This window comes from Rhizobium sp. AN73, assembly GCF_030757975.1.
GTDB lineage: Bacteria > Pseudomonadota > Alphaproteobacteria > Rhizobiales > Rhizobiaceae > Agrobacterium > Agrobacterium arsenijevicii.
Window position 1 is genome coordinate 585367 of the sequence record NZ_JARWME010000002.1, and the last position, 20827, is coordinate 606193.

The window sequence follows — 20827 nt, forward strand, 5'->3', positions numbered from 1 at the left end:
AAAAGGGCGGGAAGCATGGCTTCCCGCCCTTCTTCGACAGCGGGAGCAGCTTGCTCCCGCATATCCATTCATCAGGCGTCGAGCGATGCCATGTCGATGACGAAGCGGTAACGCACGTCGCTCTTCAGCACGCGCTCATAGGCTTCGTTGACGTCCTGGATGTTGATCGTTTCGATCTCCGAGACGATGTTGTGCTCGCCGCAGAAATCCAGCATTTCCTGGGTTTCCTTGGTCGAGCCGATCATCGAACCGGACAGGCTCTTGGCGCCGATGATGAGCGAGAAGGCGTGGACCGGGATCGCATGTTCCGGCGCACCCACCACGACCATGTTGCCCTTGGGCTTCAAGAGGCCGAGATAGGCGTTCCAGTCGATCGCCACACCTGCCGTGCAGATGATCAGATCGAAGGTGCCGGCCAGCTTCTCGAAGGTCGAGGCGTCGCTGGTGGCGTAATATTCCTTCGCGCCGAGTTTCAGGCCGTCTTCCTTCTTCGACAGCGTCTGGGACAGTACGGTCACATCTGCACCCATGGCGGCGCCAAGCTTGACGCCCATGTGGCCGAGGCCACCCATGCCGACGATCGCAACCTTCTGCCCGGGACCGGCGTTCCAGCGGCGCAGCGGCGAGTAGAGCGTGATACCGGCGCACAGAAGCGGTGCGGAAGCGTCGAGCGGCAGGTTGTCCGGGATCGACAGGACATAACCTTCCTTGACGACGATCGAGTCGGAATAACCGCCGTGGGTGGCAGTCTTCGTATAGGGATCGACGTCATTGTAGGTCTGGACCAGACCCGGCATGTATTGCTCGTTGTCGAGGTCGCGGGTGGCGCAGCCGACGCAGGAATCGACGAAGCAGCCGACGCCGACGTGATCGCCGACCTTGAACCGGGTAACCTTGGAACCGACCGCCTTTACGACGCCGGCGATCTCATGGCCGGGAACGATCGGGAATACGGCGTTCTTCCATTCGTTGCGGACGGTGTGGATGTCCGAGTGGCAGATGCCGGCATATTTGATATCGATGACGACGTCGTCATCGTTCGGCTCACGGCGTTCGAAGGTGAACGGGGTGAGCGGCTTCGACGCGTCGGTCGCAGCATAACCTCTTGCAATAGCCATCTGAAATATCCTTTTGGGAGTTGGGGACGGCGGAATATGCAATGGAAGTGTTGAGAGACGTTAGAGCGATCCTCCGAGCTTTTTGCACGATCCTGCAAAAAAATACCCGGTGCACTCTTTGCGGAAGTCGGCTGGCTTTCTAGATAAGGGTCAACTAACGCATATTTTCCTTCATTTAAGGGATTTCCCCTATGTCCTTGCCGTTCAATCTCTATCAGGAGATCGCCTCCATCGCCGCGCGACATGCCATCAGCGATGGCGAGGTGCAGACGGCGATCGAATCCCTCGGCATCAGCCGACGCACTGTTCCCAGCGCGCCATGCCACGGCAGCTACCGCCCCTGTTTCGCAATGGTGATCCAGGGGTCGAAAAGCGTTCAATTGGGAACGGATACCATCAATTACGGTGCGGGCGACTATCTCCTGACCTCGGTCGACCTGCCGGTGACCTGGCGTGTGGTGGAGGCGAGCAAGGAGGTTCCACATTTTTGCATCGGACTTGCGATCGACAACGAAAAGCTGCTCGATCTCATGCGCCGTATGCCCATCGATCCGCCTGCGGAGCCGGTGAACGGGCAGCGCGGCATCGTCGTCAACGCCGCCACGCCGGAGCTTCTCGATGCGGCCATCCGGTTGTTGCGCTTGCTTGATCGTCCGGCAGACATTGCAGCCATGGCGCCGCTGATCGAGCAGGAAATCCTCTACCGAATCCTGACGGGACCGGCTGGCGGGCAGTTGATGAACATTGTCGCGGCGGGTAGCCAGGGTAACCGGATCGCCCGCGCCATTGCCTGGCTGCGTGAGAATTTCGCGCGCCAGCTGCGCATCGAGGATCTCGCCGAACATATCGGCATGAGCGTGTCGTCCTTCCATCACCACTTCAAGACGATCACGGCCATGACGCCTATTCAGTATCAGAAGCAGTTGCGGCTGCATGAGGCACGGCGGCTGATGCTGCTGGAGCGGCTGGACGCTGGCACGGCGGGCCATCGCGTCGGTTATCAAAGCCCCTCGCAGTTCAGCCGGGAATATAGCCGCTTCTATGGACTATCGCCGTCGCGTGACGTTATTGCGGCGGAGCAGGCCGTTCCGCCATCGGCCCTCGGGGCTTGATCCGGGGGCAGATGTTTTCAAAGACGCGGGCCGAAATTTCAGCCGAGCAGAGCGGGTTTATGCGCCCTGAAGAAATCTGCCGCTGATTGCGGTGTTGCCCCCGTTAGTGTTTTGAAGTCTCTGGTCAGGATATCGAAGTTGCCGGCTGCGATGTTGGCGTCGGCGGAGGCGATCATACCAGCGATGATTTCCGGCAATCCCGTCGCCGCTATTGCCTGTTTGAGCTGTTCCGGCGTTACCTGCACCACGGCAAGCGGCTTGCCCGTCACCTCGGTTATGAGGGAAGCCAGCCCGTCGGCTGTCGATGTTTCCGCTCCGGTCAAGGTATAGATCCTGTTTTCAGCCGGTTTCAGCAGTGCGGCGGCTGCGGCACTGGCGCAGTCTTCCCGGGAAATATCGGCGAACCTGCCATTGCCCCGCGCCGTGAACCATTGGCCGCTTTTCAGATTTTGTGGCATGCCGTGCAGATGGTTGTCGAAATACCAGGCATTTCGAAGGATGGTGTAGGGCAGGCCGCTTGCCTTGATCGCCGTTTCCGTCCCCAGATGATCGGGCGCGAAGCTGACGAGCGATTTGGCGGGGTTTGGCATCGAGGTATAGGCAATGTGCCGGATACCGGCCTTTGCGGCTGCCTCCACCGCGGCCTTGTGCTGTCTGAGACGAAGGCCGGGAACCGTGAGCGCATCGGTGGAAATGACCAACAGGGTCGTTACGCCGGAAAAGGCCGTGTCGAGCGATGCGGGATCGTCGAAATCCGCCCGCCGCACTTCAACGCCCTTTTCGGCAAGCGCGGAAAGCCGGGATACATCGCGGCTGGCGGTGACAATGTCGCCCACCGGGACCCGGTAGGTTTCGAGGAGGTGGCGGATGACGGCCTGTCCAAGCTGTCCGGCGGCGCCGGTCACCAGAATTTTGCTCATATTTCTATCCTTTCGGTGGTCTCAAAAAGAGAGCAGCTATAAAATAGGAATTGCCGAAAAGTTGTAAAGAAGGCAGGTTCTTGGCGGATCGTTACCAAAAGGGAACCATGCTGATGAACATTGTCAGGCCCACACGGCAGGAAAACTCACTGGAGGAGGCGTTTGGGTTGGTGTTTTCTGTCACGAATTTCGCCGATTGCCCCGTGCGTGACGTCATGAGCCAGATGGGCGGCAAATGGTCCACCCTGCTTTTGGGGGCGATCGCATCAAAGCCCTATCGTTTTGGCGAGTTGCGACGCATGGTGCCGGACATATCCCAACGCATGCTGACCCAGACGCTGCGCGACCTGCAGCGCGAAGGTTATGTTCACCGGCAGGTTTTTCCGACGAAACCGCCGAGTGTGGAATATAGCATCACCCCGCTCGGCACATCGCTTTACGCGCCGCTCAAAGTTGTTATTCAATGGGCGCTCGACAATCACGATGCAATACGCACGGCGAGAAGCCGTTTTGACGTCGAAAACTGACTGCCCGCACCCGCCTTGCGTCATGGTGCGGCGCATCGAACTGTCGCATCGCGTCAATTCTCACCTCCCTCTGAAGAATCCGCTTGACGGACAAGCTGCCTCCGCTTAAATGGCGCTCGAACCGTACCGTACGGTACATTAATCGAGCCTCTGGAGTGGAAAGACGTGGCCTCCGACCCGATCACAGCGCAGGAATTTTCGCCGCGCCAGAACGCCGTTCTGGATCAGGCATTGCGTCTTCTGGTCGAAGGTGGCGAGAAAGCGCTCACGACATCGGGCCTTGCGCGCGCCGCCAACTGTTCCAAGGAAAGCCTCTATAAGTGGTTCGGTGACCGGGACGGCCTGCTGGCCGCGATGATCACTTTCCAGCAGAGCAAGGTTCGCACCTTCGAGAAGGCGGGCGATCGCGTGTCTGCGCCGCAGCTTGCCGATCATCTCGAGGTTTTCGCGCATGATCTGCTCGACGTGCTGGCGGGCGACGTGTCGCTGGCGCTCAACCGTCTGGCGATCGGGCAGGCGAGCCGTGATGGTTCGAAGCTCGGCGATCTGCTGCTGGAGCGTGGCCGTCGCCAGATCGACCGCCGCGCCCGCGGACTGATCGAAGCGGGTCGCCGCTCCGGTTATCTGCGTTTCGATGACGCCGAAGAGGCGTATCGCAGTTTTTACGGCCTCATCGTTTCGGATCTGCATGTGCGCATGCTGCTGGGCGAGGCGCCGGAAAAGGATTTTTCCGCCCGGGCAAAGAAGGCGGTCGTCGCCTTTCTGACACTCTACGGCACGGAAAAGGTACATTCGGAACTGGGCGGCAAAGTCGCCTGAAGTTCCGGCCCACACAACAGAGACAAGCGTTAGGGAAGGACCATAAAATGCGCGTTTATTATGATCGTGATGCCGATCTCAATCTCATCAAGTCCAAGAATGTCGTCATCGTCGGCTACGGCTCCCAGGGCCGCGCCCATGCGCTGAACCTCAAGGATTCCGGCGCAAAGAACGTCGTCATCGCTCTGAAGGCTGAATCGCCGACCGTCAAGAAGGCCGAAGCCGATGGTTTCAAGGTCATGACCGTTGCTGAAGCCGCCAAGTGGGGCGACCTCCTCATGATGGCAACGCCTGACGAATTGCAGGCCGACATCTACAAGGCCGACATCGCCGGCAACATCCGCGACGGCGCAGCGATCGCTTTCGCACACGGCCTCAATGTTCACTTCGGCCTCATCGAGCCGAAGGCATCGCTTGACGTCGTCATGATCGCACCGAAGGGCCCTGGCCACACGGTTCGCGGCGAATACCAGAAGGGCGGCGGCGTTCCCTGCCTCGTTGCCGTTCACCAGAACGCTTCCGGCAATGCGCTTGAACTCGCTCTCTCCTACGCCTGCGGCGTTGGCGGCGGCCGTTCGGGCATCATCGAAACCAACTTCAAGGAAGAGTGCGAAACCGACCTCTTCGGCGAACAGGTCGTTCTGTGCGGCGGTCTCGTTGAACTGATCCGCGCCGGTTTCGAAACGCTGGTCGAAGCTGGTTACGCACCGGAAATGGCCTATTTCGAGTGCCTGCACGAAGTGAAGCTGATCGTCGACCTGATCTATGAAGGCGGCATCGCCAACATGAACTACTCGATCTCCAACACGGCCGAGTGGGGCGAATACGTCACCGGTCCGCGCATCATCACTGCCGAAACCAAGGCTGAAATGAAGCGCGTTCTGCACGACATCCAGACCGGCAAGTTCACCTCTGACTGGATGCAGGAATACCGTTCCGGCGCCGCCCGCTTCAAGGGCATCCGCCGCATGAACGACACCCACCAGATCGAAGAAGTCGGCGCAAAGCTGCGCGGCATGATGCCCTGGATCGGCAAGAACAAGCTGGTCGACAAGGCTGTCAACTAAGCTTCGTTATCGATTGGAAAAAGAAAGGCCGGGGCGAGAGCTCCGGCCTTTTTGTTTGTTTTGGTGACGCACGCCCTATCAGGGAGGCGGCTTGCGCTTGATCACACGATGGCGTCGTCTTCCTCGATGATGACGGAAACCGGGAAGTGATCGGAAAATCCGCCGAGATTGACGTTTTTGACCGCATCGCCTTTCGATAGGCCGAAACGGATCGGTCCCTCGTTCTTGCTATGGCTGACCATGGCGGCAATGGCTTCGATTTTTGCGGTTTCTTCGCGCACCTTGAAGCCGCTCGTACCGCTCAGAAGCGATCGGGAAACGAGGATCTGATCGAAGATGTTGGCGTCGCCGTTGAAATAGAGCGTACCGTAGATCGTCCTTGCCGTGCCGACTGAATCCACCACCGACTGGCGCAGATAATTCCAGGTGAGATTGTAGAACATGGCCGATTGCGAGCTTTCGACATCGTCGCGCTCGCGGGTGGAATTGGCGTGGTAGCGCAGCGATGCATCCGAGGGGTCGTCGTTGAAATCGCCGAAGGCGACGACGGCGATGTCGTTGCCTTTCTCTTCCCTGATCCGCTGGTGCCAGTAACCCAGCGTTTCGCCGGCGGTCATGCGAAAACCGGCGCTCTCCACAGCGCCGCCGGAACGTGATGGCCAATGATTTGACAGCGCGATAAGCTGACGGCCGCCCTTGGTGATGAAGGTGCATTGGGTAATGTCGCGCGTGCCGGTGCGGCGCATCACGAAATGGCTGAAAATCTCGTTCTCGTCGATCAGCAGCTTTTTGCTGTCATAGATGAATGCGGTATCGATGCCACGCTGGTCCTTGCTGGAATCGGCGTGCACCACGCGATAGGCGCGCTCGGGCATGAGGTCGTTCAGATGTTCCGCAAGCGTCTCCAGAACAAAACGGTTCTCGACCTCACAGACGCCAAGCAGATCAGGCCCGGCACCGCCGATCTGCCGGATGATCGAACCGAGTTGCCTGATCTTGGTTTTGAACAGGTCCTCGGTCCAGCCTTTCAGATCGTTCTTCAGCCGCTCGGCAATCCACGGTTCCCGCGCCGGATATCCCTCCGGCGCAAACAGGTTTTCGACATTCCAGAACGCCAGGACATATTGTGTCATGATACCTCACCCCTCCGGTTGGTTTTGCAAACCCAGTGGAAGTTTTTGCCATAACAACTTGAAATTGTCATGACGGGTGAAGCGCCCGGCCCATTTTGTCGTTCGATCTTATTCGCCCGGCGGGATGACGCCTTTGGTCAGGAGAAAGCAGCCGTAAAAGCGGGTCTCACCTGTCGTGATGACGCAATAGGCTTTTTTGGCCTGTTCGTAGAAGGCGAAGCGCTCGATGCCGTACATGGGGGCGGATTTTCCCTCTGCCGCATCTATTTCCTTCTGCACTTCGGCCTGTACCGGTTCCAGCTGATCGGGTGCGCCCATCACTTCCATCCGGCCGACCGAGGGCTGCAACGGGGTGTCGAGCGGCAATACCGACAGGATCGCCTTCATGGCGCGAGCGGCGGAGATGTTGTCCATGCGCAGCACCTTGCCGATCGTCGTATCGCGCGCCACCGAATCGGAAGGGAAGTTGGTGTCGGAGATCACCAGCGTATCGCCGTGACCCATGGCGCGCAGCGCGTGCAGAACATCGGCATTCAGCGCCGGGTCGATATTTTTCAGCATGTTGTCAAACTCCCATAATGCTTTCGCTGCTTCGCGACGCGCCCGCAATCCAGCCGGAAAACCTTGCCGCGTCAATCGCAAAGGTGAGATTGTGAAGCTTTGCGGGAGGGTGTATTTGGCTTTGTCCGCCGAAAACGGGCCTAAATGCGGGTAACGTGCAGGGAGGCAGAAATAATATGAAAAACTGATAAGTCAGTATTGCTGACGTATCGACATTTCTGTAAAGATGCACGCATAAAAACGACACAAGAGGAAACGTACCCATGCTTGATTGGGAACAAATTTTCGCCACGCGCTCTTCGCGCATGAAGGCGTCTGAAATCCGCGAGTTGCTGAAGCTGCTCGAGCAACCCGATATCATCTCCTTTGCCGGCGGCATTCCGGACCCGGCTCTCTTCCCCCGCAGAGGAATTCCAGCAGGCTTATGCGGATATTTTTTCCGGCGCGCAGGTCAACGCGGCGCTGCAATATTCTGTCAGCGAGGGTTACAAGCCGCTGCGCGAGTGGCTGGCAGGCGAGATGGCCGAGATCGGCATCGAATGCACCGCCGACAACGTTTTCATCGTTTCCGGTTCGCAGCAGGGCCTCGACTATCTCGGCAAGCTGTTCCTGTCGCCGAAGGATACGGCGCTGGTGACCTGGCCAACCTATCTCGGCGCGCTTTCCGCCTTCAACGCCTATGAGCCGAATTACGATCAGCTCAACCCCGGCGGCAACCGCACGCCAGAGGCTTACCGCGAAACCGCAGCCAAGCTCGGTGGTGCCGTGAAGTTTGCCTATCTCTCGGCCGATTTCTCCAATCCGACCGGGGAAACTGTCGATCTTGCCGGCCGCGAAAAGGTTCTGGCGCTGGCCGACGAGCTGGATATCGCCGTCATTGAGGACGCTGCCTACCAGTCGCTGCGTTACGATGGCGAAGCAGTTCCGCCGATCATGGCGCTGGATATCGCTCGCTCGGGCGGCATCGAGAATACCCGCACCATCTATTGCGGCAGCTTCTCCAAGACCCTCGCACCCGGCCTTCGTGTCGGTTACATCGTCGCGTCTGCGCCGGTTATCCGCAAGCTGGTGCTGATGAAGCAGGCTGCCGACCTGCATTCCTCCACCATCAACCAGATCGCCATCGAGCATGTCGCCTCGCGCGGTTTCGACAGCCAAGTCGCCAAGATCAAGGCCGCTTACAGCGCGCGCCGTGATGCGATCTTGGCCGCGCTCGACAAATACATGCCGAAGGGCACGCGCTGGACCAAGCCTGAGGGCGGCATGTTCATCTGGGTCACGCTGCCGGAAGGCATGGATGGCGCCGCACTTCTGGCGAAATCCATCGCCACGGAAAAGGTCGCCTTCGTTCCCGGCCGCGCCTTCTTCGCGGATGGCTCCGGCACGAATACGCTGCGTATCAGCTTCTCTTGCGCCAACGAGGCGATGATCGAGGAAGGCATGATGCGTCTCGGCCGGTTGATCGCGACGGCACAGGCGACGTCGGGTGAGGTGGTTCCGGCGATTTGATAGTGGTCTCGGCAACGGCGGAGGGAACGGCGTTACCCCCTCTGCCCTGCCGGGCATCTCCCCCACAAGGAGGGAGATCAGCAAGACGCTCTTTCGTCACTTCATTCTCGAACGTTGAGGTCGGCGAGACCGTGCCTCTTGCCGATCTCCCCCCTTGAGGGGGAGATGCCCGGCAGGGCAGAGGGGGGTAAGCCCCGATCTCCACCTTGGCTACAGAGATACCACCCTTAAAATCCTGCCTGTCACATACATGTTATGCAGGCATGGTTTAGCGGTCCCACGAAACAAAAGGGACTGGACCTATGAAAACGCTGCTTTCCGCTTTCACCGCCATCGTATCGCTCGGCTTCATCGCCACCGCCGCCAATGCTGCCGATCTGGTGCTTTATACCAGCCAGCCGAACGAAGATGCGCAGGCGACCGTTGATGGCTTCAAGGCCGCCAACCCCGGTATCGAAGTCGAATGGGTGCGTGACGGAACGCCGAAGATCATGGCCAAGCTGATGGCCGAGATCAGCGCCGGCAATCCGGTCGCCGACGTGCTGCTGATCGCCGACACCGTGACGCTCGAGCGTATGAAGCAGGCTGGCCAGCTTCTCGCCCACAAGTCTGTGGAAGCGAAGAACATCGACGCCTCGCTCTACGATGCGGATGGCTATTATTACTCCACCAAGCTCATCACCACAGGCATCATGTATAACACCGCCGCTGCGATGAAGCCGACGAGCTGGAAGGATCTGGCCAAGGCGGAAGCCAAGGGTCTGGTCACCATGCCGAGCCCGCTGACATCGGGTGCAGCTCTTATCCATGCGCAGACGCTGGCCGCCGTAAAGGATCTCGGCTGGGACTACTACAAGGCGCTGAAGGCCAATGAAGCCATCTCCGGCGGCGGCAACGGTGCGGTGCTGAAGTCTGTCGCTTCAGGCGAGAAGGCCTATGGTGTGGTTGTCGACTACATGCCGATCCGCGAAAAGGCCAAGGGTGCACCGGTTGAGTTCGTCTTCCCGGAAGAGGGCGTATCGGCCGTCACCGAGCCGGTCGCGATCCTCAAGGGTACCAAGCACGAGGAAGCCGCCAAGAAGTTCGTCGACTACGTGCTTTCGGAAAAGGGCCAGCAGGGCTTCGTTAAGCTCGGTTACATCCCCGCTCGCGCCGATGCCGGCATGCCGGAAGGTTTCCCGGCCCGCGACAAGCTCAAGGTTCTGCCGCTCAATGCCGCAGACGCGCTCAAGAATTCCGAGCAGGATCTGAAGACCTTCTCCGACATCTTCGGCTCCAAGGGCTGATATAGCGGCATGTCCCGTTCAAATGTCTATGGAAACAGCCAGCCGCGCTGGCTGTTTCCTTTTGTGGTGAGCGTCGTTTTCGCGCTCAGCGCCCTGCCGCTCGGGCGGCTTGCCTATACCGGCATCGTTTCGTCACTCAATGGTGACATATGGCGCCTTCTGGCCGATCCCGCCCTTTGGAATGCGGCGCTCAACACACTGTCTACCTCGTTTTTCGGCATGCTGATTTCGCTGGCGATCGGCGGCGCTTTTGCGCTGGCGCTGACGCTCTGCGACATACGCGGCAAGTCGATCTTGAGCTTCCTCTTCATGTTGCCGATGATGATCCCACCGCAGGTGACGGCGCTGTCGTGGATCGGCATGACCGGCCCGTCGAGCACACTATTAAAGGCGATTGGCCTTGCGCCTCCGATGGGTTCACCGCAGCCGCTTTATTCCGTCGCGGGTATTGCGCTTTTGCTCGGCGTGCAGCATGCGCCACTTGTCTATCTCTCGCTGCGTGCCGGTCTGCTGGCCCTGCCACAGGACGGTATCGAGGCCGCCAAGCTTTCCGGCGCTTCGCCACGCCGGGTGCTGTTTGATATCATCCTGCCGCTGTCGACGCCGGGGCTGATTGCTGGTGCGGCGATCTCCTTCGTTTCCAATGTCGGCAATTTTGGCATTCCGGCGATCCTCGGCATTCCGGCGTCGATCTTCACCCTGCCGACGCTGATCTACAGCCGTTTTGCCAGTTTCGGTGCGAGCACATTCGGCGATATCGCCATTCTCTCCACCATGATCGCCATCATCTCCGTGGCCGGGCTTGCGCTTCAGGAACGGGCGATGAAGGGGAGGGACTATCGCATCATCGGTCTTTCCGGCAAGGCGGCAACGTTCCGGCTTTCGCGCTGGCGGCCGGCGGCCGAATTTGTGCTCTGGCTCGTCCTGTTCTTCATGCTGGTGGCACCGCTCGCCGCGCTGGTCGCAAGCTCGCTGGCCCCCGCTTATGGCGTGCCGCTCAGCCTCAAGACCGCGACGATGCATGCCTATGAGGAATTGCTCTACCGGCAGAGCGTGACCCGCACGGCCTTCCGCAACTCGCTGTTTCTGGCGACGGTTACATCACTTTGCCTGCTGGCGGTGACAGTTCTGACCGCCTATTTTCTGGTGCGTGGCAAAAGCCGCTTCATGTTCCTGCTGTCGGCGCTGGTGGATATTCCCTATGCGCTGCCGGGCGTGGTGATTTCCGTATCCTACGTGCTGCTTTTCGCGGCGCCCATCCCGTTGCTCGGCGCCACACTTTACGGCACGATCTGGATCATTCTGCTCGCCTATTTCTCCTCCTTTTTTGCCGTCAGCCTCAAGCCGATGGTCAGCGCCTTCCTGCAATTCGACCCGTCGCTGGAAGAGGCGGCACGGCTTTCCGGCGCCGGTTTCTGGCGGCGGTTGAAGGATATCATCCTGCCGCTGGTCGGACCTGCGGCGGGTGCCTCCGTCATCCTCGTTTTCCTGATCGCCTGCAACGAACTGACGGTATCGGCCTTGTTATGGTCCGCCGGCACGCAGACGCTCGGCGTGCTCATCTACAACCTCGATGACAGCGGTAGCTTCGATCTCGCCTCGGCGCTTTCGGTGCTTGTCGTCATCATGGTGATTTTCCTCATGCTGCTGCTCGAAATTCTGGGGCGCTATCTGCCGAAAGGAGTCGTGCCTTGGCGAAACTGATCCTCAATCGTCTGACAAAAAGCTTTGGGGCCGGTTCGAAGCCTGCCGTCGACGATGTATCGCTGACCGTGCGTGAAGGCGGGTTTCTGGCTTTGCTTGGCCCCTCCGGTTGCGGCAAGACGACGGTACTGCGCATGATCGCCGGTTTCGAGCAACCGACGGATGGTTCCATCCTGCTCGGCGAGCGGGTGCTGGCCGACGCGGGAAACATGGTGCCGCCGGAGCGGCGCAACATGGCGATGGTGTTCCAGTCCTATGCGCTGTGGCCGCATATGTCGGTTGCCGACAATGCCGGTTATCCCTTAAAAGTTCGCGGCATTTCCGGCGAGAAATATCACGAGAAGGTTCGCCAGGCGCTGGCAGCCGTCCGTCTCGAAGGTTTTGCGGATCGCCGCCCCGCCGAATTGTCCGGCGGCCAGCGGCAACGCGTGGCACTGGCCCGCTGCCTTGTTACCGAACCCGATGTCGTGCTGCTCGACGAGCCGCTCGCCAATCTCGACCGGCATCTGCGGCAGGAGATGGAGGAGACGTTTCGCGAGTTCCACATCCGCTCCGGCGCGACGATGATCTATGTGACCCACGATCAGGCCGAAGCCATGGCGCTGGCAACCGATGTCGCCGTCATGTCGCAGGGCAAGCTTTTACAGGTCGCGCCACCGTCCGAGCTTTATGCGCGGCCGGAGGGCAGGCTCGTTGGCTCGCTGGTGGGGCAGGGGTCAATTCTCAACCTGCCGGCGCCGGAAGGCGCTTCGCGCGATCTCGACTGGGCCGCACTTCGGTCGGTGATGGATAGCGCGGCGGCATCGTCGAAGGCGGATATTCTCGTGCGACCGCAGGATGTGGTGCAGGATGCGGAAGGCATTGTCTGCACTGTCACCTCGGTTCTTTATGAGGGCGAGCGTTATTCCCTGCGTCTCGATCTGCCGGACGGGCAGGCGCTCCGGGCCTATTCCCGGGAAGCGGTGGCCATTGGAGACCGGCTGCCGGTGGCAATTCGTGCGGCCTGGCGTCTATAGACCACTGGCGAGGCGGGGCGGGAGCGGCTAAGCTCCCGTTCCAGCAATAGGAATGAACCATGTCGCTTCGGCTTGCCACCTTCAATATCGAAAACCTGCTGACCCGTTTCGATTTCACCGGCTTTCGCAACCAGACGCGGCGCGACAGGGCGATCCAGCTTTTCGACATTCGCGACGAGGCGACCTATCAGGCGCTGGAAAGCGCGCGGGCCGTCTCTTCCACCGACGATACGCGGCAGCTTTCGGCGCTGGCCATTGCGGATGCGGATGCCGATATTCTCTGCCTGCAGGAAGTCGACAACATGGCCGCGCTGCAGGCTTTCGAATATGGCTATCTCTACCGCATGGTCGGCAATGGCTACCTGCAGAAATATCTGGTCGAGGGCAATGACAGCCGCGGCATCGATGTTGCCGTGGTCATGCGCGAGCAGACCCGAGACGGTGATAGAATAGAGGTCGTCGACATCAAGAGCCATGCGGCGCTGACCTACCGTAATCTGGATCTCTTCACTCCTGCGCTGGCTGCGACCAACCAGATCGACGACAAGATTTTCAAACGGGATTGTCTGGAAATCGATCTCAGGATCGGCGGCAAACCGCTGACGCTCTACGTCACGCATTTCAAATCCATGACCAATTCCCGCGACCCGGTCGATGCGCGGCTCGCCACCATGCCGATCCGCGAGGCGGAAGCCCTGGCCGTTCGCCGGATCATCGAAAACCGCTGGGGTGCGGGCAATACCCGCAACAAAAATTTCGCCATCTGCGGCGATATGAACGACTATCAGGAGCGCATTGCGATTTCCGGAGATCGGCGCAACGGCTATACCTTCACGCCGGTCAAGGAGGAGCGCAGCGCGCTCGATATCTTCACGGCGGATGATTTTGTCAGCAATCCGATGATGCGGCGCGACGTCATGGATCGCTGGACGCTTTATCATTCGCGCGGGCCGCAGGAGCAGCATCTCTGCCAGCTCGATTATATCTGGCTTTCCCCGCATCTTGCGCAGATCAATGCGACGAGGGTTCCCGAGATCATTCGCGCCGGCCAGCCATACCGCACCATTTTTCCGCCGGGGCAGGAGGTGGAGCGTTACCCGCGCACCGGCTGGGACCGCCCGAAGGCCTCCGACCATTGCCCGGTTGTGATGACGCTGGACCTGATCTAGCGTCCGGTAAAATCTCGGTGCGGCCTATCCGTTGGCGACCTTCGGGAAATAGGTCGCCCAGACCCGGTTGCGGCCGGCGCGCTTGGCCTCGTAGAGCCGGTCATCGGCAACCGCGATCAGCTCGTCCCAGTTCTTGATCGCGCGTGCTTCCTGCCAGACCACGCCGAAACTTGCCGTGAGCGACAGCCCGCTCTGTTCATCGATGATCTGGGCTTCGATCAGGCGGCGCAGACGGTCAGCGGTTGACGTTGCCGTGGCATGGCTGACATCCTGCAGCACGACGACAAATTCCTCGCCGCCGTAACGCGCCAGAATATCGTGTCTGCGCAATGCGCCTCTTAAAAGTTCAGCCGTTTTTTGCAGCGCGAGGTCGCCCATGGCGTGGCCATAACGGTCGTTGATCGATTTGAAGTGGTCGATGTCGACAATCATCACGCCGAGCGACTGGTATTGCTCCTCGCCGCTCAATATGGCGCGAACGGTTTTTTCAAGCGCACGGCGATTGGACACGCCGGTCAAGGCATCGGTTTCGGAGAGTGTGCGTAATTGTTCGGCCAGGGCGGACTGCTGCTTCTCCATTTCCTCCTTCTGGCGAAGCTGCTCGCGCAGGAAATCCAGTTCCTGGAACATTTTCTTCACTTCGGGGGCAGCCTTGTCCTGATACAGGGCTTCGGAAAGATCGCCGGCGGCGATCGCCGCGATCTGCGTCCGGACGGATTGCATGGGTCGGAACAGCGCCGTTCTGTAAACCGATGCAAGCCGCAGCAGTACCAGAACCGCGATGAAGGCGAGGAGGAGAGACGCTCCGCCATAGATCAGCGCCTGCTGTTTGTTCTTTTCTATCCTGGCCCGTGTTTCGGCGAGAATAAGGTCGCGCAGCGTGCCGGATGACCGCATGCCGAGAATGTAGTTTTCAGAGAATTCGCGAACGCTCGGCTGGGCGGATGGCACCACCATCGCTATCGTATTCTGCGCGTAGGGAAGCGCCTGACCGAAATAGAAGGTTTCAAGATCGCGAAACGCCGCATCGACACGCGGTGTCGACAGGTAAGCGGCGGTGTAGTTCGTCAGCGATGATCTCAGCAGCGCAAGGCTCTGCATTTCCGTGTCGAACTTTGCGCGGAAGCTCAGCCTGTCCTGCCTGTTCGCCCGCATGCTCATGATCACGTAAGAGCCGAGGCGGCCGATCCTGTCGCGCATTACCCCGGCGGTTCCGGTCATGGCGATGTCGATCGCCACATTGGGCGTGACCTTGATGATTGCACGCGCGGTCTTGCCGCGAAGCAGGTTGACGCTGTCTGCCGCCTTGAACATCGACAGAATTGCGTTGGACATTGCCGTATAGCTGCGTTCAGACGCCGGAATTGCTGCAACCTGGTCCACCGCCGCTCGGGACTGCGCCAGCTTTTGGCGGGTGTCGACAAGCGATTTTGCGAGGTCGGGCTGCGCCTTGATTTCCGCGGCAAAGGAGGTTTCGAGTTCCGCCAGCTTGTCGTCCGTTGCCTTGCGTGCCGCGGCAAGCCCTACGATCAGCGTTGCATCGGGGGAAGACGCTCCCATCAAATTATTGGCAGGACCACGCTCTGCCGATACCAGCCACGCGGACTGGAGAGCGGTTTCGAAGCGGTTGAGTTGCTGGGCATTGGTCCGGTAGCGTAAATAATTGGAAACGCTCGGCAGTGCGGCAAGGGTCGCCAGCAAGATGGAAGTCACCGCGATGACGATCGTACCGGTCAGCTGTATTTTCTGTATGCTTGCGCGCATTGGATGCGTTATTCCCGATGGGATTGTTATGAGTTATCGCCAATTTAGCTCTATCGCGTAAATACTTCGCTTATTTTACGGGCTTTTCGCCGCAACTTGACGATCCCAACCCGCAGGCACCGTGTGGAAAAGAAATTTCCCAACGGCGTATAGTCAATTTTTGCTTTACACGAAGTGAGAATCTGATAGTTGGCAAGGCACTGGCTTGCCCTTGTAGCTCAGTTGGTAGAGCACCTGATTTGTAATCAGGGGGTCACGAGTTCGAACCTTGTCGGGGGCACCAGTATTTCGTTTATTTTTCAATACTTTATGTGATTTCTCAAAAACATGCGTTTTACAGCATGTCGCGCATTTTACTTTTTGTTGCTAGCGCGTTCCCTTGCTGATGGCGTCAATGACCTCCTGTCCAGCCAAATAATGACGCCGAATAATCCCCTCCGCTTCCTCCCGAGAATGCCCGGAAATCTCAGCGATCAGCTGAACCTTGTCTTCATGTGATCTGTCCAGATGCGCATAGGCGTAGGTGATGGCGGTGCCTCGCAGATCGTGAAACGTTACCCCCTTGATGCTCAGACGCGCCATTTCCTTGCGCCATGAAGACTTGAACCCGCTCGGTGTCCAGTTCTGGCCGAAAGAGTTCACCAAGACGCGCTGGCGGCTGTTTTCCTTTGCATCCTGCAATATTGGCAGGATTGCCGGCGCTGCGGTTATGCGCACGCGCGCGCCTGTCTTCCCCTGTTTAATTGATACTCTTTGACCGTCGAAAGCTATCATAGGCATTGAAAGTATGTCGGCCTGCCTCTGCATGGTCCATAGAGCGATACAGGCCACGTTCCGGATATGTGGGGCGGCTTTCGTGAGAACGGTATTGATCTGGTCCATCGTCCACACGGAATCTCTTCTGGTGCCCTCGTGGAGATGCTCCACGCGCTCCAATGGATTGCGAAGGATGGTTTCATTGTCTTTTGCCCATGCGAAGACACGCGCCAAAAGCCCCAGATGCATATCCTTTAACAGCATGTCCGCTGCGTAGTGGGCCTTTGCCTGCTCCAATAGCTCAATGTGCTTTTCCATGCTGTCGTCATCTCCGGTTCTTGTGGTGGCAGCGAGATCGGCGGGGGCTTCTTCGTCGCTGCTGATGACTATTTGTGCCACATGGCAAAAATAATGACAAGTGGCAAAATGCCATCTGGCAAAAATAATTGCCGTATGGCACAAAGGGTCATGCTAAAAACCAATGACGACGGCCAAGCAGCCGCAGCCTTCTATGACAAGCGGCGAAAGTGGCTCGATTTCATCTGTGAGATGGACGCGCTATCGGATCGCGCCTTCCGCGTCGGCTACTGGCTGGCGAAGCGGATGAACGGGCAGGACCAGTCATGCTGGTACGGGATCAAGGAAATCGCCAAGCGGCTCTCCATGTCCGAGGACAAGGTTTTGAGAGCAGTCGCGGAGCTGGAAGGCGAGGGCGTCCTGATCGTGGTCAGGGAACATCGAAAATCGAACAGCTACTTCATCCGTCTGCCATTCGAATAATGCCTTGGGTCGCAAATCTGCGGGTCAATTGGGTCGCAAATCTGCGGGTCCAATCTATAAAGCTGAATTTCTAAAGGGTTATTTGTTTATAAGGTTCTTGCTCTGAGGGTAATTGGTAGCAACGGGAGATAAAGGAAATCTCTTCCATTTCCAGAGCAAAAAGAAACCCGCCGGAGCGGGTCACTGTGTTCCAGTCGCGATGCCTAGAAACTGTTGTATCTGGCCTTGGAAAAGGGTGATTGCCGCAATCAATGCGCTCACGATTCCGTAGACGCTAAACACAAACGTCTTCGTCGCCATTCGCTCTTCGATCTTTACTGCCCTGTCTCGGACATCGCGCATATCGGTGCGCAGTTCGGATACGTCACGTTTGACGTACTCCATATCGGCTTCAAGTTTGGCTATGCGTCCATCCATGCCGCCATTATTGCCACCATCGCCGCCGTTGGGCAAGGAGAACGTATCTTCGAGGTTTCTCAAGGTGTGGTCTCTCCAAGAAGGAATATTGGGGCGGACAACTTTTTCATTCATCTTCTGGAATCCGCTTGTCGAGATCAATCAATCCTTCGCTGATCACCTTGATGATTTCTGCGTGATGTTCCTTCATTTGGATTATTTCAGGCATGCTGAGGCGGCGCTGGTTCAGCGCGATGTCTGTAACGGTCATTAGCTCATCGTGGATGACGAGAACCGATCGATAAAGGCGTGCGAGATCAGAGACTGTGACAGGCTCACTACGCCCTTCAAAGCGCTGCCAAACTTGATCCCTGAACATCTCACTTGTTAGCTCTGTCTCTTCGCTCAATGCTTCTTCACCTCGTCCCGTTTTATCGATAAGCCAGCTTCTCCGAGAGAATCCGCAACGCGTCTGCTGCATCAAGGAGAAGATGCGTGGTTTCGTTTCTCGAAAGCCGGTTCGCTCGGCCAGATGCGATGCTCAGGTAGTAAATCAGGCTCTGAACAGTCGGGTCATTCGGCATTTGCTTCTGCAAATGACGCACCATGTCCACAGTCTTGTCCATCAACAAACTGAACTCTGCCGGATGGATGTCTCCTCTAGCTGCTGTTAGTTCCAGCTCTGAGATAAGCCCATTTGGCATTTCGTTTGTCAGATCCCCTTTAACCCGACCGCGGTGCAGCCACGATTAAAGAAAACACGCAAAACGTTTAGAGTCCATGAATTTCAATCTACGTGTGGCACAGTGACCTGATTGAAATGCGTCCCGTTACTGCTTCTTCACCTCGTCACGTTTCATCATCTCTGCCAGGTCTTCCAAGAGAGCAGACGGGCCGAGCGCGCCGTTATGTGCGAGATCTTGTGCTGCATGGAGAAGGGCTTTCTTGTAGTCCTTCACCTTCATTGCGCCGGCATCTTCAAGTGTCTTTGCGAGAGCAATCAACGCCGTATTGTTGGCCGCCTGCATGTTGGCCATAACCTCGATAATCTCTTCAATCGGATCGCGTGCCTTTGCCATCAATCTGATCCTTCTTCGCGTTTCATAGCCGCAAGCTCATCCGCGCCAAACACCGCCTCAAGCACCGCGTCCACCTCTGGCAGGAAGCTTTCCCACATTGGCCGTCCGTCGAACTTCGTGTTCTCTGGCACGTCGCTCAAGCGGCACAGCGCACGGGCGGCGCGTTCGCGGGGAGGTTGGGGCCGCGTCATCATCCTCTCCACTGGAACCATGCAACAACGCGGCCGTACACGCGGACTTCTTCTCGGAGAAGCTCGTCAGGTTGTCCGTACCGTTCGGTGTTATCGGAAATCACCAAGATCTTGTCGCTTCGAGGTACGAGCTTGAGCCGCTTGATGACTAGTCCATCGCCCACGTCGCAGGCATAGACATCCTCTGGGTTTGGGTATGTGTAACTGGTGTCGATGAAGACGGTTGATCCCTTGATCAGCGTCGGCTCCATGCTGTCACCTATCACAGGAAGGGCCTTGATGTGGTCCAGGTTCTTCCACCCAGCCTTGATGCTTTCAGGGAAGCTCCAGAAGCCATCCGTCATAGCTGGGTCGACTAACCGGCCGTTGTCTCGATACTCGACATCAAGCGTCCCGCCGCCGCCGGCTCCCGAAACGATAGTCAGGTTCTCGACATCGCCGTCTTCCGGCTTTGCGGAGATCAGTGACGGAAGCTCCGCAGCCCGTTCAAGGTCTTCGTGGTTGAACTCGTCCGTGATCTCGACCGGTTCAACATCAAGACTGCGGGCGATCTTTATCACGTTCTCGAGGCTCAAGCCGCGCTTGCCGCCTTCGATGCGCGATAGGTGGGTGTACGATATGCCCGTCGCCTCGGAAAGCTCTTCCAAGGTTTGGCCACGCTTCTTGCGGATTTCACGGATTCTGTTCGCCATTCCCTAGCTATTTTCCATTTGGCAAAGAAATCCACCGCCAGATGGCAAATTGCCAGTTGACAATATTGTGCCATGTGGCAAATTGAGCGACATGAAGCTCGAACAGTATCTCACCCAGAACAACATCAAGCCGGTCGCTTTCGCCGCCAGCATTGACGTGGCACCGTCCACGATCACGCGTATCGTCAAGGGAGAGCGCACACCGCGCATTGACCTGATCGCCAAGATCAAGGCTGCCACAGGTGGCCTTGTGACCATGGAAGACTGGATGCACCCGGAGAACGTGGCATGACCACATTCTCGCAAAACTTCAAGAAGGCCAGAATTGCTTCCGGTCTGACGCAGAACGAAATAGCCGACCATTTCGGCGTTACGCGCGGCGCTGTCGCGCAGTGGGAGTCGGGCGCGATTTACCCCGAAGCCAATCGACTTGCAGAGATTGCTGAGCTTCTGGACGTGTCTCTCGACCAGCTTTTCAGGGCGCACAACGAAACTGACGGGGGCGTGATCCGCCCTAAACTCGGCAAGTTCTGGATGGTCTACGGGATTGACCAGCGCGCGCCGGTTTGCCGCCACTGGTCGGAAGACAGTGCAAGAACCGAAGCTTTGCGGCTGTCCAGGCTGCATACTGACATTGTTTTTTGCGTGCTGGAGGCGACATGGGCCATCGCGGCTAAATCCGTCGTCACTGAGTTCGAAGTCGCTTTGAGCGACGACGACATCCCATTCTGAGGCTGGCCATGATGGACACATCACTCCAAGCCCCCAACCGTCACATCCACGACCGCAGCGCGATAGACGCAATGACTGCGGAGTGGATTGCCAAGAACGGCGAGCCTCGGAAGTTCGAGAACGGCTTCTGCACCGATCTGGATTATCTCAAGCATCTCATGTCCCGGTACGGATACAACGTGCTTTACCACGGTCACCGGTTCTTCTCGATGGAGAAGGCGGACTTCCGTGGTTCTCCCCGGCGCATCAGCCATGAGCAGCTTTTCAAGCGTATCGACGCGGTTCTGATCAAGAACGGCAAGCAGCCTTTCGGATGGAGGAAACCATGACCTCCGCCCGTCTCGAAGCCGCCACGCAATCGCGCCGTGCCGAGTTCCGACAGAAGTACGTCGGCTGCCGCGAGTGCCACCGTCCACTTTCCATTGAAAACCAGATCGAAAAGTTCTGCGACGACTGCGGGACTGTGAAGCCGGTCGAAATTCGTGAGGGGAATTGA

Annotated in this window: 25 protein-coding genes, 1 tRNA gene and 1 pseudogene; 15 read left to right on the forward strand and 12 right to left on the reverse strand. The window is 58.2% G+C overall.

From position 1 onward, the window contains the following. Window positions 1-71: 71 nt before the first annotated feature. On the reverse strand, window positions 72-1118 hold the full coding sequence (locus tag RBH10_RS12660; RefSeq protein ID WP_045016984.1) for an NAD(P)-dependent alcohol dehydrogenase: 1047 nt from the start codon (window positions 1116-1118) through the stop codon (window positions 72-74). 191 nt (window positions 1119-1309) lie between these two features. Here RBH10_RS12660 and RBH10_RS12665 point away from each other — a divergent pair, with 191 nt between their 5' ends. Beyond that, window positions 1310-2230 (forward strand): AraC family transcriptional regulator, encoded by a 921-nt coding sequence (locus RBH10_RS12665; RefSeq protein ID WP_281036967.1) that lies wholly within the window; start codon window positions 1310-1312, stop codon window positions 2228-2230. 38 nt (window positions 2231-2268) lie between these two features. Here the strand turns inward: RBH10_RS12665 and RBH10_RS12670 are convergent, their stop codons facing one another. After that, window positions 2269-3150 (reverse strand): SDR family oxidoreductase, encoded by an 882-nt coding sequence (locus tag RBH10_RS12670; RefSeq protein ID WP_281036966.1) that lies wholly within the window; start codon window positions 3148-3150, stop codon window positions 2269-2271. 113 nt (window positions 3151-3263) lie between these two features. On the opposite strand from RBH10_RS12670, the gene RBH10_RS12675 reads away from it, so the two are divergent. From RBH10_RS12675 to ilvC, 3 genes are all read left to right on the forward strand, one after another. After that, window positions 3264-3677 (forward strand): helix-turn-helix domain-containing protein, encoded by a 414-nt coding sequence (locus tag RBH10_RS12675; protein ID WP_281036965.1) that lies wholly within the window; start codon window positions 3264-3266, stop codon window positions 3675-3677. Between the two features lie 165 nt (window positions 3678-3842). Beyond that, window positions 3843-4496 (forward strand): TetR/AcrR family transcriptional regulator, encoded by a 654-nt coding sequence (locus tag RBH10_RS12680; RefSeq protein WP_281036964.1) that lies wholly within the window; start codon window positions 3843-3845, stop codon window positions 4494-4496. A gap of 47 nt (window positions 4497-4543) precedes the next feature. After that, window positions 4544-5563, forward strand: a complete 1020-nt coding sequence (gene ilvC / locus RBH10_RS12685; RefSeq protein WP_045016989.1) for a ketol-acid reductoisomerase — start codon at window positions 4544-4546, stop codon at window positions 5561-5563. 101 nt (window positions 5564-5664) lie between these two features. Here the strand turns inward: ilvC and RBH10_RS12690 are convergent, their stop codons facing one another. Together RBH10_RS12690 and RBH10_RS12695 are read right to left on the reverse strand one after the other, a co-directional pair. Beyond that, entirely contained in the window at window positions 5665-6696 is a 1032-nt protein-coding gene (locus RBH10_RS12690; RefSeq protein WP_281036963.1) for an endonuclease/exonuclease/phosphatase family protein, read from the reverse strand. 108 nt (window positions 6697-6804) lie between these two features. Further along, window positions 6805-7257 carry an RbsD/FucU family protein gene (locus RBH10_RS12695; RefSeq protein ID WP_281036962.1) on the reverse strand — a complete coding sequence of 151 codons (453 nt, stop codon included), beginning with the start codon at window positions 7255-7257 and terminating at the stop codon, window positions 6805-6807. A gap of 263 nt (window positions 7258-7520) precedes the next feature. Here RBH10_RS12695 and RBH10_RS12700 point away from each other — a divergent pair. The 5 genes and pseudogenes from RBH10_RS12700 to RBH10_RS12720 all read left to right on the forward strand — a co-directional run bounded on the left by RBH10_RS12700 (window position 7521) and on the right by RBH10_RS12720 (window position 13941). Then, window positions 7521-8766, forward strand: a pseudogene (locus RBH10_RS12700) (PLP-dependent aminotransferase family protein). A 302-nt stretch (window positions 8767-9068) separates the two neighbouring features. Then, window positions 9069-10052, forward strand: a complete 984-nt coding sequence (locus tag RBH10_RS12705; RefSeq protein ID WP_281036960.1) for an ABC transporter substrate-binding protein — start codon at window positions 9069-9071, stop codon at window positions 10050-10052. A 9-nt stretch (window positions 10053-10061) separates the two neighbouring features. Then, on the forward strand, window positions 10062-11756 hold the full coding sequence (locus RBH10_RS12710; protein WP_281036959.1) for an iron ABC transporter permease: 1695 nt from the start codon (window positions 10062-10064) through the stop codon (window positions 11754-11756). After that, a complete protein-coding gene (locus tag RBH10_RS12715) occupies window positions 11744-12772 on the forward strand; it encodes an ABC transporter ATP-binding protein (protein ID WP_281036958.1) in 1029 nt (342 codons plus the stop codon). The genes RBH10_RS12710 and RBH10_RS12715 overlap by 13 nt, the downstream gene beginning before the upstream one ends. Before the next feature lie 59 nt (window positions 12773-12831). After that, window positions 12832-13941 (forward strand): endonuclease/exonuclease/phosphatase family protein, encoded by a 1110-nt coding sequence (locus RBH10_RS12720; RefSeq protein WP_281036957.1) that lies wholly within the window; start codon window positions 12832-12834, stop codon window positions 13939-13941. Between the two features lie 24 nt (window positions 13942-13965). Here RBH10_RS12720 and RBH10_RS12725 read toward each other — a convergent pair whose 3' ends face one another. Continuing rightward, window positions 13966-15705 (reverse strand): diguanylate cyclase, encoded by a 1740-nt coding sequence (locus RBH10_RS12725; RefSeq protein ID WP_281036956.1) that lies wholly within the window; start codon window positions 15703-15705, stop codon window positions 13966-13968. Window positions 15706-15912: 207 nt separating this feature from the next. Between RBH10_RS12725 and RBH10_RS12730 the strand changes: the two genes are divergently transcribed. Next, a tRNA-Thr gene (locus tag RBH10_RS12730) sits at window positions 15913-15988 on the forward strand. A gap of 83 nt (window positions 15989-16071) precedes the next feature. Here the strand turns inward: RBH10_RS12730 and RBH10_RS12735 are convergent. After that, window positions 16072-16923 (reverse strand): tyrosine-type recombinase/integrase, encoded by an 852-nt coding sequence (locus tag RBH10_RS12735; protein WP_281036955.1) that lies wholly within the window; start codon window positions 16921-16923, stop codon window positions 16072-16074. 6 nt (window positions 16924-16929) lie between these two features. Between RBH10_RS12735 and RBH10_RS12740 the strand changes: the two genes are divergently transcribed. Beyond that, entirely contained in the window at window positions 16930-17241 is a 312-nt protein-coding gene (locus tag RBH10_RS12740) for a helix-turn-helix domain-containing protein (RefSeq protein WP_281036954.1), read from the forward strand. A 180-nt stretch (window positions 17242-17421) separates the two neighbouring features. Here RBH10_RS12740 and RBH10_RS12745 read toward each other — a convergent pair whose 3' ends face one another. The 6 genes from RBH10_RS12745 to RBH10_RS12770 form a co-directional block, all read right to left on the reverse strand. Further along, window positions 17422-17772: a hypothetical protein gene (locus RBH10_RS12745; protein ID WP_281036953.1), complete on the reverse strand. Its 351-nt coding sequence runs from the start codon at window positions 17770-17772 to the stop codon at window positions 17422-17424. Next, window positions 17765-18046 carry a hypothetical protein gene (locus RBH10_RS12750; RefSeq protein ID WP_281036952.1) on the reverse strand — a complete coding sequence of 94 codons (282 nt, stop codon included), beginning with the start codon at window positions 18044-18046 and terminating at the stop codon, window positions 17765-17767. The genes RBH10_RS12745 and RBH10_RS12750 overlap by 8 nt, the downstream gene beginning before the upstream one ends. Window positions 18047-18068: 22 nt before the next feature. Continuing rightward, window positions 18069-18341, reverse strand: a complete 273-nt coding sequence (locus RBH10_RS12755; protein WP_281036951.1) for a hypothetical protein — start codon at window positions 18339-18341, stop codon at window positions 18069-18071. A gap of 126 nt (window positions 18342-18467) precedes the next feature. Next, window positions 18468-18716, reverse strand: coding sequence for a hypothetical protein (locus RBH10_RS12760; RefSeq protein WP_281036950.1), 249 nt, complete (start codon window positions 18714-18716; stop codon window positions 18468-18470). Then, window positions 18716-18907, reverse strand: a complete 192-nt coding sequence (locus tag RBH10_RS12765; RefSeq protein ID WP_281036949.1) for a hypothetical protein — start codon at window positions 18905-18907, stop codon at window positions 18716-18718. The genes RBH10_RS12760 and RBH10_RS12765 overlap by 1 nt, the downstream gene beginning before the upstream one ends. Further along, window positions 18907-19599 (reverse strand): helix-turn-helix domain-containing protein, encoded by a 693-nt coding sequence (locus RBH10_RS12770; protein ID WP_281036948.1) that lies wholly within the window; start codon window positions 19597-19599, stop codon window positions 18907-18909. Before RBH10_RS12770 ends, RBH10_RS12765 begins: the two co-directional genes overlap by 1 nt. A gap of 91 nt (window positions 19600-19690) precedes the next feature. Between RBH10_RS12770 and RBH10_RS12775 the strand changes: the two genes are divergently transcribed. The 4 genes from RBH10_RS12775 to RBH10_RS12790 are packed head-to-tail and all read left to right on the forward strand — an operon-like array spanning window position 19691 to window position 20827. Beyond that, entirely contained in the window at window positions 19691-19891 is a 201-nt protein-coding gene (locus tag RBH10_RS12775) for a helix-turn-helix transcriptional regulator (protein ID WP_281036947.1), read from the forward strand. Then, the gene (locus RBH10_RS12780; protein ID WP_281036946.1) at window positions 19888-20331 is read left to right on the forward strand and encodes a helix-turn-helix domain-containing protein; all 444 of its coding nucleotides are present in this window, start codon (window positions 19888-19890) and stop codon (window positions 20329-20331) included. The genes RBH10_RS12775 and RBH10_RS12780 overlap by 4 nt, the downstream gene beginning before the upstream one ends. An 8-nt stretch (window positions 20332-20339) precedes the next feature. Beyond that, on the forward strand, window positions 20340-20660 hold the full coding sequence (locus tag RBH10_RS12785; protein ID WP_281036945.1) for a hypothetical protein: 321 nt from the start codon (window positions 20340-20342) through the stop codon (window positions 20658-20660). Next, window positions 20657-20827 carry a hypothetical protein gene (locus RBH10_RS12790; protein WP_281036944.1) on the forward strand — a complete coding sequence of 57 codons (171 nt, stop codon included), beginning with the start codon at window positions 20657-20659 and terminating at the stop codon, window positions 20825-20827. Before RBH10_RS12785 ends, RBH10_RS12790 begins: the two co-directional genes overlap by 4 nt.